The organism is Streptomyces sp. NPDC059037, from assembly GCF_042740015.1.
GTDB lineage: Bacteria > Actinomycetota > Actinomycetes > Streptomycetales > Streptomycetaceae > Streptomyces.
The window spans coordinates 1-16,202 of the sequence record NZ_JBHYIG010000035.1 but is presented as its reverse complement, the minus strand read 5'-3'; the positions used below and the strand labels follow the sequence as shown (position 1 = coordinate 16,202).

The following is a 16,202-nucleotide window of genomic DNA, read 5'->3' as shown; positions in this document are numbered from 1 at the left end:
TCCACGGGGCGTGGCCAGTGCCATCGGCATGTTCGCGGGGCAGCAGGCATATCGGCACATAAGGGCCCCGTATCAGCCCCGGCGACGCGCAACGCGGCCCTCTCCACCCTGAGCGAGTGAGACCACCCTCACCTCCTTGACGAGGGCCCGAACTTCCGGGTACGCAGGCACATTTGCGTCGGCGTTGTACGCCGTGACGAGCCGGTCAGCGGTTGACGGTCTGGATCTCCTCAACGACGACGCCCTGCTCCGCCCCGAACTCACCGTCAGGAAGGTCACCGCCCTCACCCGTGGTGCTGGCCCAGCTGATCTTCCAAGTGATGGTGGCCCGCAGTTCGTACGAGTCGCCCCCGGAGGACCGCAGATACTTCACTCCGCACGGCGGCATCGTCTCCGCGGGCGTGCCCTTGGCTCGGGGCTCACCAATCCGGCCGCCCTCGATCAAGCACTCGCCGGAGGCCGGGTACGTCTCGGCGTCCGGCGTCCCCGGATCGACCTTCATCGACACCGGCTCGGCGGTCGTGGTAGCGGAGAGCCCGGCCTCCGGGATGCTCGCGGTCACCGAGACCTTCTTGAACTTGGCCTTGTCCAGCCAGATCCAGGTCGGCAGATTGACCTTGGTCTCGCCGGGCGGCACCATGGCGACTTCCGTATCGGGGACGGGGAGTTCGTCGTACGCGTACGCGGCGAGAACCGCCGGGCTCACGGCGAGAGGCTCATCCGGCGACTCCCCCTTGTCGACCCAGAAGGGCGGCCGGTCGCAGGCCATCGCCTCCGGGTCGTCCTTGCGATTGGGATTGACCACCCGGGCCCAGAACATTCCCTCGCCCTGCTTGTCGAGGTTGTAGTTCTTGTAGGGGTGACCGTCTTTGTAGTACGCGTCGAGGGCGTCCCCGAGGCCGACGCCGATACCGCCCATCAGCGGAATCCCGGCGCCAAGGCCACGCAACCCCTTGACCGTCTCTTTGATCTCACGCGGCGAGAAGGCGGGCTCGTACCAGCACGCCGGAGGCGTCCAGTTGCCGTCCGCAGAAGTGAGGCTGCCTGTCCTGGCAGATCCCGGATCTCCCTTGGCGCTGGTCTGGATGCCTGTCCGGACGGTGATGGTCCGCCCTTGCTTGCCGCCTTGGGCGCTCTCCTGGCCGTTCCCCGCACCGATGCCGCCACCCGCGTAGCCGACGCCCGGCACAGCGGCAATCGACAGAGCCACGGTGGGGGCAACACACCACGTCCAAGCTCGGCCGCTCATGGCATGCACCGCTTGGCAGCTTCCTCCGAGATGACGAGAGTGGTCTGCCAGACACCCCTGTGATTCTTCTTCAAACGGGTGTTGTAGAAGCCGTAGTCATTCGCCGATGCCGGGATGGACCGATCAACTTTCCCGGTCTTCCGGTCCTGAGGGTAGGTCTTCGTGGCGTCCATGCAGTAAGTCACGGCTGCGGCACCGTTCTTGAGCAGGGTGACCTTCCGGTCGTAGTAGCGGGTGGTCCCGACGAAGCTCTTGCCGTTGTCGTAGAAGCCCTCAATGAAGTACGCCGCTGAAACCAGCGCATCGCCCGACGAGTAGAACTCCAACGCCGGGTGCTTCTTCGCGTTGACGGTGACCGCCTCGTCGATCGAGTCGATACGCCGCTCGTTGTCCGCAAGCACCGCGTCCTTCACCGAATCGCCCGTCTCACCGCCCTCGAAGACGTTCTCCACGCCCTTCGGCAGCTTGATCTCCGGCCGGTCGATGCCGTCGTCGGACGCCGCCGGGGACGGCGGCCTTCTCTCCCTGTCCCCCACATCCGCGCCCGCGATCTTCTCCGCGCCCTTGTCCCCCTCGGCACCTACTCCACACGCAGACAGCGAAAGCACCACGGCAACAGTGACGGCGACCGCCGCGAACAGGTGGGGGCGACTGGGCATGTTCGGCTCCTGGCGAGGCAAGCGAGGCGAGGCGAAGACCCTCGGGAGCGAGCAAGTTATCCAGCAGAGGTGGGCGATGCCAGCGGCATGTTCACCCAGCGTTAGGACATATCAGCACATTCAAGGGCTCCAAGTTCACCCTTAGTTGGTAACTTCGCGCCGCCCTGAGCCCCACACACAAAAGTGGCCGCACACCACACCAGAGTGCGATCCACGGCCACCCTCACGCTGACGCGCGCGCTGCTGACGCCCGCCCTACCGAGCGGCCCGCCGCCCCTTCCCCACCTTCGCCCCATTCGGCCAAAGCCGAGGCCTCCGCTGTGCCGCCACATCCTCCAGCCAGCCCACGGCCACAATCATCAGCCCGATCAACGGCCACACCAGCACCGTCATCCACAGCATGTACGTCGTGTCCAGCGCCGAGCTCCACTGCTCGTCCTGCATGAACGGCAAGTCGTACGCCATGTCGATGATCGGCACCGTCGCCATGATCAGCAGGTTGTGCCAGAGGTAGATCGTGACCGCGCGGTTGTTGGACAGCGTCACCAGCTTGTCCCACTTCCTCAAGCGGCCCGGCAGTTCCTGCCACGACGGTGAGTACTGGAACAGGATGACGACGAAGCCGAAGGACCACGCCGCCTGCGCCAGCGGGATGTCGTTCAGGTCCCAGCCGTCCGGGCCCAGATGGCCCGACGCCCACCACAGGCCGAACGCCATGATCAGGGCCGAGACGGAAACCGCCAAGTAGCGCGGGACGCGCGCCAGTACGCCCTCCTGGTGGGCGAAGCCCAGGACCCAGCAGCTGCCGTACATCGCGAAGTCCGTCACCGCGTTGCCCGTCTCGCCCGGGATCTTCACCACGCCCGTGGCGAGCACCGCCGTCAAAGCCAGCGGCGCGAACAGCGTCACCCACGGGAGCCTGCGGAACGCCCACAGCAACAACGGCGAGGCGATCACGAACCACAGGTACGCGCGGATGTACCAGAGCGGGCCCGCGGCCTGCGCCGGCCAGGTGTCCTCCAGGAGGCCCGCCTTGTCCCCGATGTGCCAGGGGAACGGCGGGGCGCCTATCGGGAACACGTAGTTGAGCATCGACACCAGGCCCCAGGTGTCCCCGTGGTCCGGGTCCTTCGTCACGTTCCAGCCGCCGTAGAACAGCAGGAACAGGGCCACCGCGCTGAACGCCCACATGGGAGGGAGAAGTCGGCGTATTCGGCCCCTGATCACGCCCCACGCCGGGCGCTTCAGCGAGCGCGCCATCAGCGCGCCCGCCAGCGCGAACATCACGCCCATCGACGGGAACAGGATCGTCAGCCAGGCCCAGCCGAACAGGTGGTAGATGACGACACGGACCAGGGCCAGCGAGCGCAGTACGTCGAAGTAGCGGTCCCGGCCCGGCTTCTTTCCGGCAACGGGAGCGGGCGCCACAGGAGGCGCCGCAGGAGGCGCCGCCTGAGGCACCTGCGGCAGCGGCTGCGTGGGATAGGTCATGCGACGGGCCTCCGATCGGCGCCGCCCGCCCGCTGCTGCGGAATCGAGGGCGGCGACCCCAGCACTCCCGTACGCCGGAGCTTCTGCCAGCGCAGGCGGCCTCCGGTCAGGGCAGTGATCCAGGACTGCAGCAGCACGACGTACATCAGCTGCCGGTAGAGAATCTGCTGGAGGGGCAGCGAGATCAGATGGGTCATGCGCTCGCGGTCGAGCCGGAAGGCGTACGCCGCGCACACCGCCTGGATGGCGAGGACGCCGAGCCACGCGATGATCGTCTTCTGGGTGGGGCCGAAGACCAATCCGTACAGCAGGAATACGTCGATCAGCGGGGCCAGCAGCGGCGCCAGGACCATGAACAAGGACACCAGCGGCATACCGACCCGGCCGAAGCGGCCCGACGGGCCCGATTCGATCAGCGAGCGGCGGTGCTTCCAGATCGCCTGCATCGTGCCGTACGACCAGCGGTAGCGCTGGGACCACAGCTGCTGCACCGTCTCCGGTGCCTCGGTCCAGGCACGCGCCTTCTCCGCGTACACGACCCGCCAGCCGTCCCGGTGCATCGCCATGGTGATGTCGGTGTCCTCGGCGAGCGTGTCGTCGCTCATGCCGCCGACCCGCTCAAGTGCCGAGCGCCGGAAGGCTCCCACGGCGCCGGGGATGGTCGGCATGCAGCCGAGCATGTCGTACATCCGGCGGTCGAGGTTGAAGCCCATCACGTATTCGATGTGCTGCCACGCGCCGATGAGGGAGTCCCTGTTGCCGACCTTCGCGTTGCCCGCCACCGCGCCCACGCGCGGGTCGCCGAACGGCTGCACCAGCTCGCGGACGGTGGACTGCTCGAAGACCGTGTCGCCGTCCATCATCACGATGAGGTCGAAACGGGCGTTGGCGATCCCGCGGTTGAGCGCCGCGGGCTTGCCCGCGTTCTGCTGGCGTACGACGCGTACGTTCGGCAGGCGGAGGCCCTCGACGATCAGCGCGGTGCCGTCCGTCGAGCCGTCGTCGATCACGATGATCTCGATGGGGTGGTCGCTCGTCATGAGCGAACGGACCGTGGCCTCTATGCACTTGGCCTCGTTGTACGCCGGGACCAGGACCGAGACCGGTTCCGTGACGTCCGGGCCCCAGCGGAAGCCGCGTCTGCGGACCTTGCGCGCGTGCACCGCGGAGAGCAGCAGCATCAGGGCGAAGCGGGCCATCACGAGGAAGCCGATCACGGCCAGTGCGACGACTAGGCCGCCGGTGATCTGCTCCGACGCACCGACCAGGAAGACCCAGGCCTTGCCCTTCCACAGCTCTATGCCGGAGACCGGCGCGTGCGCGCTGCGCGTCTCCAGGGCCTCGGTGAGGTTGGTGAAGTGGTAGCCCTTGTCCTGCAGATCGGGCAGGAAGGTGTCGAGCGCGGCGACCGTCTGCGAGCGGTCGCCTCCGGAGTCGTGCATCAGGACGACGGCGCCCTTGCCGCCCTTGGGCGTGGCACGGCGGATGATCTCGTCGACGCCGGGGCGCTTCCAGTCCTCACTGTCGGTGTCGTTGACAACGGTGAGATAACCGCGGCTTCCTATGTACTTCGTGACCGGCCAGGACTTGTTGTCCATCGCGTCCGAGAAGGAGGAGTACGGGGGGCGGAAGAGGGAGGTGCGGATGCCTGCCGCGCCCGCGAGCGCCAGCTGGTTCTGCGAGAGCTCCCAGTCGATGCGGCTCGTGGACTGGTAGGAGAGGTCGGGGTGGTTGAACGTGTGCAGGCCGACCTCGTGGCCCTCGGCGACCATGCGCTCGACCAGGTCGGGGTAGCGCGACGCCATCGTGCCGGTGACGAAGAAGACGCCGTGCGCGTGGTGCTTCTTCAGTACGTCCAGGACCTTGGGGGTCCACTCCGGGTCCGGGCCGTCGTCGAAGGTGAGGACCAGGCGGTGGTCGGGGACGCTCAGCGTCTCCTCGTGACCGCCCCGGGTGTCGATGACCGGGCCGCCTTCGAGGACCTTCTGGGGCACCTTGTCGGTGGCCGCGGGCGGGCGCACGCGGTGGTCGGCGAGGATCTCGCTGTGGGTGTACCCGCGCAGCATCAGCATCGCCATCAGGGCGACGAGGAGCAGCGAGGGCAGCAGATAGCGCATGGGGAGTCTGCGCCGCCTGACGGTGCGCGTCGCCTTGGCGCGGCGCCCTTGGGCACGACGGGGCCGACCGCGCCCGTGACCTGCCGGAGCCGTGCGGCTGTTGGTGCGGACGTTCATCGCTGTGCGGCCTCCGAGGGCTGCTGGTCAGCGCTGTGCGGGGACTGGTAGCCGACCGACTGGGCGCTCGTGGACTGCTGGTCGGCGGCGGGGTTCACCACGGGGACTTCGCCGCCGCCTCCCGCGCCGCCGCTGGAGGACTCGGTGGGGTCCGGATCCGTGGGCGGGTCCGTCGGCTCGGTCGGGTCCGGGTCGGGGTCGGGCGTGGTGGGCTTGTCCGTGGGGTCGGGATCGCCGCCGTCGTCCGTCGGGTCCGGGTCGGGCTTGCCGTCGTCCGTCGGGTCGGGGTCGGGCGATTCGCCGGGCTTGCCGGTGCCGTCGCCGGGCTTCGTGGGGTCGGTGGGGTCGCTGCCGCCGGGCGCGGGCGCGGTGCCACTGGCGTCCGTCGCGCCGGGCGACGGTGTCACGCCGGGCGAGGCCGAGGGGTCGGCCGAGTCCGCCGGGCCGTCGGGTGTGTCCACCTGGCTCGCCGGCTTGTCGTCCTTGGGTCCGGGCGTCGGCAGCCAGGGCGCGCTGGAGTTGCCCGAGAGCAGCGTGCCGACGATGATCACCGCGTAGACGGCGCAGGCGATGCCGACGATCACGCCGATGCGGCGGTACCGCCGGCTGCGGCGGCCCGTCTCGTCGACGAAAACCGGCCCGTCCGGCGCGTCCTGGTCACTCCCGGCGGAGAAGTCCGCCAGCTGTCGCCCCACCCCGTCGATCTGAACGGTGACCTCGTTCGGATCATGGGTGTGTTCCGGTAGGGCATCTTCTCGCCAATTGTCCATGCGTACGCGCAACCCCCCACATAACCTGTCTCGGGCGCGCACGACTCCGGGCAACTTGCCGTCCGGACCAGGCCCCCACCCGATCCGAGCGCCCCCCTATCACACCGTGCCCGGACTATGAATGTAGCGCACGGCGGCGACAGTCGTACTAATCCATCAGTCCAGACTCATCATGATGAGTGCATCTGTGGCCGGAACCCATCCGTCTTCGGGCCGTCGGAGCCATCCCTCGGCGGCGGCGAGCTCGGCGGCGGCCCTGCGCAGTGCGTCCACTCCTGGATGCACCAGGCCCTTCCGCCACACCAGCGACACCGGCGACAGGGGAACAGGGTCGGTCAAAGGCCGCAGAACGGCCCCGGGCATGGCCGGAAAGTCCACCACGGCGAGCACGGGGTTCCGGTTCTTGGCCATGATCCGCCCGAACTCCTCCTGGCCCACCGCGAGCGGCGCGGGCGGCGCCACCTCGATGCCGCGCCCGGCGAAGAGCCGGTGCGCCAGGTCGGTCCACTCCAGCGTCCGGTGATTGCCCGCCCCCGCGTACACGCTCTCCCCGGCCAGCGCGTCCAGCGGCACCGCGTCGAGTTCGGCCAGCGGATGGCCGAGCGGCAGCAGCACCGCCATCGGCTCGTAGCGCACGGGCTGCTGGTCGAGCCGCGCCCGCAGCGCCGGTTCGAGCCCGGCGTACCGCCCGAAGGACACATCGAGCCGCCCCGCGTCGATCTCCGCAGCGGCCCAGGTGAGACCGCTCTCGAAGCGGGCCATCAGCTCGCAGTCGGGGGCGAGTTCGCGGGCCCGCTCCAGGATCCGCCCGAAGACGAGCCCCGGGCTGTTCAGGTCCACCAGCAGGGGCCTGGCCGAAGCCGCCGCCCCGCCCCGGTCCCGCGGGAAGGCGGCCGCCAGATCGTCCTGCGCCTCCAGGACCCGCCGCGCGTACGGCAGCAGCCGCTCCCCCTCCGCCGTCAGCGTGACCTGCCGCGTCGTGCGCGCGAAAAGGCCGGCGCCCAACTCCCGTTCCAGGCGCCGCACATCACGGCTCAGCGCCTGCTGGGCGACGTACAGTCTGGCGGCGGCCCGGGTGAAGTGCAGCTCTTCGGCGACGACCACGAAGGCCCGCAGCAGGCGCGGGTCCACCAGGTCGCGTACGTCGCGCGAGGGCGGCCCCACCGGGTCATGAGATGTACGAGGCTCTCCGGTCACCCCGGGAACTTACAACGCAGGTGCGTGAATCGGCACCCAGAAGGTGTTGGACCACGCGCCACCGCCCCGGTGATGGTGATCCCATGCCGCCCGCCGAACACCCCCGCCGCGTCCCCTACACCCACCTCTTCCGCATACCCGGAGCCGTCGCCTTCACCGTCGGCAACCTCATCGCCCGCCTCCCCATGGGCATGTTCAGCGTGAGCGCCGTCATCATGATCGCCGGGGCCCGCGGTTCGTACGCGCTGGCCGGCGCCGTCACCGCGACGGGCCTCGCCGCGACCGCCGTGGTGGCCCCCTGGACGGCACGCCTGGTCGACCGTCACGGCCAGGCGCGGATCGCCGTGCCGGCCACCGCGATCGCCGCGCTCGGATCGCTCTCCCTGCTGCTGTGCGTGCACTACGGAGCGCCCGACTGGACCCTGTTCGCCTCCTACATGGCGACGGCCACGACCCCCAACACCGGCGGCATGTCCCGGGCCCGCTGGGCACATCTCCTGAAGGGCGACGCCCGGGCCCTGCACACCGCCAACTCCTTCGAACAGGCGGCGGACGAGCTGTGCTTCATGCTCGGCCCCGTCGTCGCGGCCTTCCTGTGCGGGGCGTTCTTCCCGGAGGCGGGCACCCTCGTGGGCATCGTGCTGCTCCTGACGGGCGTGCTCCTCTTCGCCGCCCAGCGCACCACGGAGCCGCCGCTCCAGGAACGTACGGCCACGAAGGGGAAATCGCCCCTCCACGCGCGCGGGATGCCCACCCTGCTCGCCGCGTTCCTCGCCACCGGCGCCGTCTTCGGCTCGATGGAGGTCGTGACGATCGCGTACGCCGACGCCCAGGGCCACAAGTCCGCCGCGGGCGCGATCCTCGCCCTGCAGGCGGCGGGCTCCTGTGCGGCGGGCCTGCTCTACGGAGCGGTCGGGCCGCGCGGTTCGCTGCGCCGCCGGCAGATCCTGTGCGCCACCGCGATGGCGGCCCTGATGACGCTGCCGCTCCTCGCGGCCGCACTCACAGGATCGCTGATCGTGCTCGCCGGGGCCCTCCTGGTCGCCGGGATGGCGACCGCCCCGACCATGGTCACCGGCATGACCGTCGTCCAACAGCTCACCCCCGAGGGGCGGTTGAACGAGGGCATGACCCTCGCCGTGACCGGCCTCCTCGGGGGCATCGCCTGCGGCGCGGCGGGCGGCGGCTGGGTGGTGGAGCACCTGAGCGCCACCACCGGTTACGCGGTCCCGGTCACCGCCGCGTGCTGCGCGCTGCTGCTCAGCATCGCGCGGGCTTCCGCCACGAGCACTCCAGATCGCCGCTCGGCTCGGCCGCACGCTTCGCACGCGGCTTGACCGACACCGCCTTGTCCTCGGTCGACTTGGCGAGCGTCACCACGATCGCGTCCTCCAAGGCCTTCACCGAGGAGGGCAGGTAGTTGTTGAGGACGATGCTGAAGACGAGCTCACGGCCGTCCGCGTCCTTCACGTACCCGGAGAGTGCGGACGCGCCCGTCAACGACCCTGTCTTCGCATGCACGTTGAGGGCCGCCGGGGTCCCGCACATCCGCGAACGCAAGGTGCCGCCCACGGACTTGCCGGAGCCGCAGGCGACCGGCAGCGACTTGTACCAATCCGCGTACCAGGGCTCGCCCTTCGCCGAGAGGAGCAGCTTGATCAGCTGATCGGCGGGGGCGTTGTCCTTGCGTGAGAGCCCGGAGCCGTCGACCTGGCGCAGCTTGCCCGGATCGACTCCGGCCGTCTTCAAGTAGCCACTGATGGCGGCGATTCCGTCCGTCCAGTTTCCGGACCGACCGGTCGACTCGTACCCCATCGCCTTCGTGAGGTTCTCCGCGTGCATGTTGTTGGAGAGCTTCATGAAGGGGATCATCAGCTCCTTCAGCGGCATGGAGTCGTGCTTGGCCAGCTGCCGCGCGCCCTTCGGAGTCGCGATCCCCGCCTTGGTGGGGCCGCTCACCCGCACCCCGTGGGCGGCGAGCGCGTCCCGGAAGATCGCGGCCGCGTAGCCGGTCGGCTCCCAGACGGCGATCCACTCCTTGGTGGCGTCGCCGCCCACGGGGACGGTCCCGGTGACGGTGATGGTGTTGGTGCCGTGCTCCCGCTCGATCGTGAGCGTGTCCTCGCCGCCCGCCGCGACCGTCTCGGCGCTGATGTCGACGTCTACGTAGTCGGTCTTCGGGGACACCGTCACCTTGGGCTTGTCCCCGGCCTTCGCTCCGGGCACGGCCTCGACGATGACCGTTCCGGTGTCGTAGTCGGTGTCCGGGGCGACGCTCAGCGCGGAGATCTGGGCGGCGTAGTACGCGAATTCGTCGTCGCCGGCCCAGGTGTCGCCGATGCGCCGGTCGTCGAACCGGGTGTCGTCGGCGACCAGGCGCCCCGAGACCCGCCGGACACCCGCGTCGGCGATCTTCGCGGCGAGCCGGTCGTAGTCCTCGGCGAGCGTCGTCGGATCGCCGGTGCCGCGCAGATACAGATCGCCGGAGAGCACGGGGCCGTGCTGCTTGCCGTCGGTGAGGACATCGGTGGTGAAGCGGTGGTCGGGGCCGAGCCGCTCCATGGCGGCCGCCGACGTGAGGAGTTTGGTGTTGGAGGCGGGCATCAGGCGCCCGCTGCGCAGGTGCTGGTAGAGCACGTCACCGGACGTGGCGTCGGCGACGACGACGCTCGCGGCGCCGCCCTCCATCCGGGGATCGCCGAGGATGGTGTCGATCGCCTCGGGCAGACCACTGCGGTCGGAATCCGCCCCGGCCGGGGCACTCAGCGAGAGGGAGGCCGCCGCGAGGCCGAGCACGGCGGGCCAGATCCAGTGGCGCATACGGGTGTTGACGCGTCTCACGGGTCTACTCATGACCCAGGAGCATCCCTGACTCCGGCGCCCGGCGACAGACCCCACTCCGCGGTCCTCCGCGGCCGACGGCAGCGGACCTGCAGCGCGGCCGCAAGCAACAGGGCCGGTGCCGGGTCGGCGGGGGCACCGGCCTCGCGGCGGCAGACCAGGGCGTCGGGGTCGTCGGGAGGCTGCTGAAGGCTGTAGCCCTCGGGGCAGCTGGGCCCCGCTTCACCCTTGGGGCCTCGCTCGCCGGGAGGCCCCGCGGGTCCCGCCGGGCCCGCGGGACCCGTGGCACCGCCGGCGCCCGCGGGGCCGGGAGGGCCGTCCGACCCGGCCGAGCCGGCCGGCCCTTCGGGCCCCTGCTCGCCGTCCCGGCCGTCCACGCCCGGGGGTCCCGTCGGCCCTGGCTCTCCGGGTTCACCGGACTTCCCCGGCTCCCCGGGCTCCCCGGGCTCGCCCGGATCTCCGGGGTCGCCCTGCTGCCCGCCGCTTCCGCGCGCGCCCTTCTCGCCCGGCTTCCCGTCCGAGCCGTCCGCACCGTCGGCGCCGTCCTCGCCGGGCGAACCGGGACCCACGGCCGGCACCCGCACCCGGGCCAGCAGATCGTCGATCGCGTCGGAGGGGTCCGGTGCCGCGGGCGTGCCCCCCTGGGACCTGACCTGCGCACGCAGGGTGCGCACATCCCGGGCGAGGGTGGAAACGGCCTCGCCGCGCCGGTCCGCCTCGGCGGCGAACTGGTCGGCACGGCGGTCACCGGCGTCGATACGGGCCCAGAGAATCGCCGCGACACCGGAGAGCGCGATGAGCACGCAGACGAGGAACACACTGCGCCAACGGCGGGCCAGGAGTCGCTCGAGCTGGATCACGGCGTGCCTCCGAGCCGTTGGTTGTCGATGAGAAGCCGTGCGATCTCGCTCTGGTCATGGGCGTGCAAGGCGTTTAACTCTGCGAGTTTCACGTCGCGTTCGGCGACCTGGCGCTCCAGCCGGTCCCGTTCGGTCTGGAGCTTCTCCGTGAGACTGGAGTAGCCGGTGAGCGCGTTCTCCCCGCGCTTTCCCAGATACGCCACCACTGCTGCGCCAAGCACCCCCATGCAGGCGAGAAAAGATCCGAAGAGAGTGACGGTGGCATCCAAGCGACTGCCTCCTGCTCTTGCGTACGCAGCCGTCCTCTGCCCCGTCGGCTGCTCTGAACCTCCACTCGGATGCAGTAACGAGTCACATGCCCAGAGGATGTGCCCGACCGACCCGTGCCCCGCACACGGAAAAGCCCCCTGGCCGGTGACCAGGGGGCTTTAACCTCACATGGGAATTGTGGAGATGGCGGGAATCGAACCCGCGTCCAACGGTGCTAAAGGAGGGCTTCTCCGAGCGCAGTTCGCTTCGATTTTCTCGGCCCCGGTGATCTCGCGAACAAGTCTCCGACGGGCCCAGTCACTGTTTGATTTCCCATCGAACCCCGTGACCGGGCTCGATGGTTTAGTTCCCTAGATTATGCCAGGATCCGGGTCGGGAACACTCCCGGGCTGACACCCATTAAGGGTCCTTCACTCACTGCTTATTAGGCAGCGAGGGCGAAGGACTGGGAATCGCTCTTAGAATTGGCGATTATTGGTTGCGACATATGGTTTACGAGATCATTGCCGCTTCCTCGGCTCGCTTCCCCTGCTTCGACATCCGCTGTCGAAACCGATCATCCCCATGTTGGCACTCTTGAATTAGATACTGCTCAAACCGCGCCCCTGCTTGAGGGGCAAGGCCCATCGTACGTGACCAACGCACGACGATGCCAGCCAATTCCTGGCGACCTCAGGCGGCGGGCACCTCAGGCGCTCCGCTGGCGCCGCTTGACCGCCGCGATCGCGCGGTTCGTCTCGCGGGTGTCCTGCTTCTCACGCAGTGTCTGCCTCTTGTCGTACTCCTTCTTGCCCTTGGCAAGAGCGATCTCGACCTTGACCCGGCTGTCCTTGAAGTACAGGGACAGGGGCACGATCGTGTGACCCGTCTCCTGCGACTTGGACTCCAGCTTGTCGATCTCCGCCCGGTGCAGCAGGAGCTTGCGCTTCCGCGTGGCCGAGTGGTTGGTCCAGGTGCCCTGCACGTACTCCGGGACGTGGATGTTGTGCAGCCACGCCTCTCCGTTGTCGATCTGTACGAAGCCGTCCACCAGGGAGGCCCTGCCCATCCGCAGCGACTTGACCTCGGTGCCCATCAGGACGAGGCCACACTCGTACGTGTCGAGGATGTGGTAGTCGTGCCGCGCCTTCTTGTTCTGCGCGACCATCTTCCGGGCGGGGGCCTTCTCAGCGGCCTTCGCGGCCTTGCGCTTTACCTTTTCCTTCGCCATAGTGCGGCCATTTTCGCACTACGAGGGGGGTCCGAGGCCAGTCAATACTGTCTCGGCCCGGGTCTCCGCCCCGCCGTCGACCTCCAGGTCGGGCGTGATGCCCTGGCCGTCGACCGCTCGCCCCGAAGGAGTGCGGTAGTGCCCGACCGTCAGCTCGGCCACCGAGCCGTCGGGCAGCCGGCTCGGCATCTGGACCGAACCCTTGCCGAAGGTCTTCGAGCCCACCACGACCGCCCGGCCGCGGTCCTGCAGCGCTCCCGTGAGCAGTTCCGCCGCGCTCATCGTGCCGCCGTCGACCAGCGTGACCACGGGTCTGGAGGTGTCCCCGCCCCGCTCGGCGTGGAGCGCCTTCTGCCGGCCGCGCACGTCGTACGTCGCCACCAGGCCGCCGTCGACAAGGCCTGACGCCGCGGTGACCGCCTCCGACACCAGGCCTCCGGAGTTCCCCCGCAGATCGAGCAGGATCCCGGCGCCCTCGGGGGCCTTGCGCACCGCGGAACGCACCCGCTCGCCCGAGCCCTTGGTGAAGGCGTCCACCTTGATCAGTACGGCGCCGCCCGCGATCCGGGTGACCGTCACGGGGTCCGTGGAGAGGCGGGCCCGGTGCAGCGTCTCGCTCCACGCGCGCGTGCCCCGCTCCAGGTCCAGGGTGACGGGGGTGCCTGCGCGGTCGCCGCGCAGCAGGGACACCACCTCGGTGACGGGGAGCCCCGCCACGCGCCTGCCGTCGATGCTCGTGAGCCGGTCGCCCTCGCGTACGCCGGCCCGGTCGGCGGGGCCGCCGCGCTGGACGCGGGACACCTCGATGCGCCCGTCGGCCGCGCGCCTGGCCCACAGGCCGACTCCGGTGTAGGCACCGTCGAGGGCCTGCTCGAACTCCTGGAACTCCCCGGGGGAGTACACCGAACCCCAGCGGTCACCGCTGCGGCTGACGGCGTCCTCCGCGGCCTTCTTGCCGGACTTGCCGTCGGCCATCGCCTCGGCGGCGGCGTCGGCCGCTTCGTCGGCGGCGTCGCCCGCGTCGCCGGACGAGGCGACGGAACGGGTCGCCGGGGAGGGCGACTTCCGGCCCTGCTCGGCGCCTTCGCTCCAGGATCCGGTGGCCGCGCCGGTGGCGAGGACACTCGCGAAGACCAATGTCAGCGTGGCCCCACGGCGGATGCGGCGGGGCCGGGAGAGCCGGTCGCAGAACCGGTCGAGGCCTGACATGCCGGTGAGTCTAGGACAACGAAGGGCGCCGTACGGCCGGTTGAACCGCACGACGCCCTTACGCACAGGCGGGTCTTGTCACACCTTGAGGTACTTGCGCAACGCGAAGAACGCGGCGAGCGCGGGCATCAGCAGGCCGATGGCGAGCACCAGCGGCAGCTTGGCCAGAACCGCGTCCCACCCGATGAAGTTGATCAGATTCAGCTTCTCGGAGAGCGCGAGACCGTGGTCGATGATGAAGTAACGGCCCACCAGGAGCATGCCGCAGGCGACACCGCCGCCGATGAGACCGGCGACGGCGGCCTCCATGATGAACGGCATCTGGATGTAGAAGCTGGACGCGCCGACCAGACGCATGATGCCGGTTTCACGTCTGCGGCTGAACGCCGAGACGCGCACCGTGTTGACGATCAGCATCAGCGCGACGACGAGCATCAGCGCCATCACCGCGAGCGCCGCCCAGTTCATGCCGTTGAGCAGCCCGAAGAGGTTCTCCAGGATGCCCTTCTGGTCCTGCACGGACTGCACGCCGTCACGCCCGGAGAAGGCGGTCGCGACCACCTGGTACTTCTCCGGGTCCTTCAGCTTGATGCGGTACGACTCCTGCATCTGGTCCGGCGTGAGCGAGCTGGACAGCGGGGAGTCGCCGAACTGCTCCTTGTAGTGCTTGTACGCGTCGTCGGACGACTCGTACGCGACCTTCTCCACGACGGGCATCTTCTTCAGATCCTGACGGATCTGTTCCTTCTGCTCGTTCGTGACCGCGCCCTTGGCACACTTGGGGTCCTGCTCGGCGTCGGCCTTGTTGCAGAGGAAGATCGAGACGTTGACCTTGTCGTACCAGTAGCCCTTCATCGTGCTCACCTGGTCGCGCATGAGCAGCGAGCCGCCGAACAGGGCGAGCGAGAGGGCGACGGAGACGATGACCGCGAAGGTCATCGTGAGATTGCGGCGGAGACCGACGCCGATCTCCGACAGGACGAACTGGGCGCGCATGGCTCCCTTTCAGTGGATCAGTGCTGTGGATCAGTACGGGTCGTCAGTGCTGGTAGCCGTATACGCCGCGCGACTGGTCGCGGACGAGACGGCCCTTCTCCAGCTCGATGACCCGCTTGCGCATCTGGTCCACGATCTGCTGGTCGTGGGTCGCCATGACGACGGTCGTGCCGGTCCGGTTGATCCGGTCGAGCAGCTTCATGATGCCGACCGACGTCTGCGGGTCGAGGTTGCCGGTCGGCTCGTCCGCGATGAGCAGCTTGGGGCGGTTGACGAAGGCTCGCGCGATCGCCACCCGCTGCTGCTCACCACCGGAGAGCTCGCCGGGCATCCGGTCCTCCTTGCCGCCGAGACCGACGAGGTCGAGGACCTGGGGCACGGACTTGCGGATCTCGCCGCGGGACTTGCCGATGACTTCCTGCGCGAAGGCGACGTTCTCGCCGACGGTCTTGTTCGGAAGCAGACGGAAGTCCTGGAAGACGGTGCCCAACTGGCGCCGCATGTGCGGCACCTTGAAGTTGGAGAGGCGGGCGAGGTCCTTGCCCAGGACGTGCACCTGGCCGTGGCTGGTGCGCTCCTCGCGGAGGATCAGCCGCAGGAAGGTGGACTTTCCGGAGCCGGACGATCCCACCAGGAAGACGAACTCGCCCTTCTCGATCTCCAGGGAGACATCCCGGAGAGCGGGCCGGGACTGCTTGGGGTAGGCCTTGGAGACGTTGTCGAATCGGATCACGGATGCACCACGGGTAGCCGGGGGTAGGTGTGCGTGACCATACGCGAAGGCGGTGCGCGAGCGCAGTCAGCGTCCTGAGTTGCGCGAATTGTCGCGGATATACCACGGAACAGATCAGTCCGAAACCGACTGCGTCGGGCGGGCCGCGCCGAAATCCGTGGAAGCTGGCACAGTGGAAGGGGAACGGTTGGGTTCCCCCTAGCGTTGGGCAGGCTGTGACTGTGCGGGAGGAGGAGCGCATGACCTATGACAGGTTGGTGTGCGCGAACTGCGCGGCGCCCGTCAGCGAAGGCCGCTGCCCCGTGTGCCGGGCCAATCGCGAGCGCATGCAGCAGCAAGAGGGGCCGTTCGGCGGCCTCAGCCCTGCGGCCCTGATAGGGGTCCTCGTGGTGCTGATCGCGGCGATGGCGCTGCTGGCGCAACAGACCGTTTAGCGCGCCAGGGGCGCGCCAGGACACCCAGAAGGGCCCGGAGCCGTGCTCC

At 69.2% G+C, this 16,202-nt stretch carries 15 protein-coding genes and 1 other RNA gene; 2 read left to right on the top strand and 14 right to left on the bottom strand.

The window, feature by feature from the left end:
- Nucleotides 1-205: 205 nt before the first annotated feature.
- The 6 genes from ACFWY6_RS10595 to ACFWY6_RS10570 all read right to left on the bottom strand — a co-directional run bounded on the left by ACFWY6_RS10595 (nt 206) and on the right by ACFWY6_RS10570 (nt 7,567).
- Nucleotides 206-1,210 (bottom strand): hypothetical protein, encoded by a 1,005-nt coding sequence (locus ACFWY6_RS10595; RefSeq protein WP_384687818.1) that lies wholly within the window; start codon nt 1,208-1,210, stop codon nt 206-208.
- 35 nt (nt 1,211-1,245) lie between these two features.
- Entirely contained in the window at nt 1,246-1,908 is a 663-nt protein-coding gene (locus ACFWY6_RS10590; protein ID WP_384687817.1) for a hypothetical protein, read from the bottom strand.
- Nucleotides 1,909-2,163: 255 nt separating this feature from the next.
- Complete coding sequence (locus tag ACFWY6_RS10585) at nt 2,164-3,399, bottom strand: acyltransferase (RefSeq protein ID WP_384687816.1); 1,236 nt, start codon at nt 3,397-3,399, stop codon at nt 2,164-2,166.
- Nucleotides 3,396-5,516: a glycosyltransferase gene (locus ACFWY6_RS10580; RefSeq protein WP_384687847.1), complete on the bottom strand. Its 2,121-nt coding sequence runs from the start codon at nt 5,514-5,516 to the stop codon at nt 3,396-3,398. Before ACFWY6_RS10580 ends, ACFWY6_RS10585 begins: the two co-directional genes overlap by 4 nt.
- A 113-nt stretch (nt 5,517-5,629) precedes the next feature.
- Nucleotides 5,630-6,328 carry a hypothetical protein gene (locus ACFWY6_RS10575; protein ID WP_384687815.1) on the bottom strand — a complete coding sequence of 233 codons (699 nt, stop codon included), beginning with the start codon at nt 6,326-6,328 and terminating at the stop codon, nt 5,630-5,632.
- A 231-nt stretch (nt 6,329-6,559) separates the two neighbouring features.
- The gene (locus ACFWY6_RS10570; protein ID WP_384687814.1) at nt 6,560-7,567 is read right to left on the bottom strand and encodes a LysR family transcriptional regulator; all 1,008 of its coding nucleotides are present in this window, start codon (nt 7,565-7,567) and stop codon (nt 6,560-6,562) included.
- A gap of 116 nt (nt 7,568-7,683) precedes the next feature.
- Here ACFWY6_RS10570 and ACFWY6_RS10565 point away from each other — a divergent pair, with 116 nt between their 5' ends.
- On the top strand, nt 7,684-8,937 hold the full coding sequence (locus tag ACFWY6_RS10565) for an MFS transporter (RefSeq protein WP_384687813.1): 1,254 nt from the start codon (nt 7,684-7,686) through the stop codon (nt 8,935-8,937).
- On the opposite strand, the gene dacB is transcribed toward ACFWY6_RS10565, so the two are convergent.
- The 8 genes from dacB to ftsE form a co-directional block, all read right to left on the bottom strand.
- Complete coding sequence (gene dacB, locus ACFWY6_RS10560; RefSeq protein ID WP_384687812.1) at nt 8,861-10,453, bottom strand: D-alanyl-D-alanine carboxypeptidase/D-alanyl-D-alanine-endopeptidase; 1,593 nt, start codon at nt 10,451-10,453, stop codon at nt 8,861-8,863. The genes ACFWY6_RS10565 and dacB overlap by 77 nt on opposite strands.
- Nucleotides 10,450-11,301, bottom strand: coding sequence for a collagen-like protein (locus tag ACFWY6_RS10555; protein ID WP_384687811.1), 852 nt, complete (start codon nt 11,299-11,301; stop codon nt 10,450-10,452). The genes dacB and ACFWY6_RS10555 overlap by 4 nt, the downstream gene beginning before the upstream one ends.
- Nucleotides 11,298-11,570: a hypothetical protein gene (locus ACFWY6_RS10550; protein WP_384687810.1), complete on the bottom strand. Its 273-nt coding sequence runs from the start codon at nt 11,568-11,570 to the stop codon at nt 11,298-11,300. The genes ACFWY6_RS10555 and ACFWY6_RS10550 overlap by 4 nt, the downstream gene beginning before the upstream one ends.
- Nucleotides 11,571-11,746: 176 nt before the next feature.
- Nucleotides 11,747-12,135, bottom strand: a transfer-messenger RNA (tmRNA) gene (ssrA, locus tag ACFWY6_RS10545).
- A gap of 124 nt (nt 12,136-12,259) precedes the next feature.
- Nucleotides 12,260-12,781, bottom strand: coding sequence for an SsrA-binding protein SmpB (gene smpB, locus ACFWY6_RS10540; protein WP_266866383.1), 522 nt, complete (start codon nt 12,779-12,781; stop codon nt 12,260-12,262).
- 18 nt (nt 12,782-12,799) lie between these two features.
- Nucleotides 12,800-13,990 (bottom strand): S41 family peptidase, encoded by a 1,191-nt coding sequence (locus tag ACFWY6_RS10535; RefSeq protein WP_384687809.1) that lies wholly within the window; start codon nt 13,988-13,990, stop codon nt 12,800-12,802.
- Between the two features lie 78 nt (nt 13,991-14,068).
- Nucleotides 14,069-14,986: a permease-like cell division protein FtsX gene (gene ftsX / locus ACFWY6_RS10530; protein ID WP_360766374.1), complete on the bottom strand. Its 918-nt coding sequence runs from the start codon at nt 14,984-14,986 to the stop codon at nt 14,069-14,071.
- Between the two features lie 43 nt (nt 14,987-15,029).
- A complete protein-coding gene (gene ftsE / locus ACFWY6_RS10525) occupies nt 15,030-15,719 on the bottom strand; it encodes a cell division ATP-binding protein FtsE (RefSeq protein WP_266866377.1) in 690 nt (229 codons plus the stop codon).
- Between the two features lie 239 nt (nt 15,720-15,958).
- On the opposite strand from ftsE, the gene ACFWY6_RS10520 reads away from it, so the two are divergent.
- On the top strand, nt 15,959-16,153 hold the full coding sequence (locus tag ACFWY6_RS10520) for a hypothetical protein (RefSeq protein WP_360766377.1): 195 nt from the start codon (nt 15,959-15,961) through the stop codon (nt 16,151-16,153).
- Nucleotides 16,154-16,202: the final 49 nt, after the last annotated feature.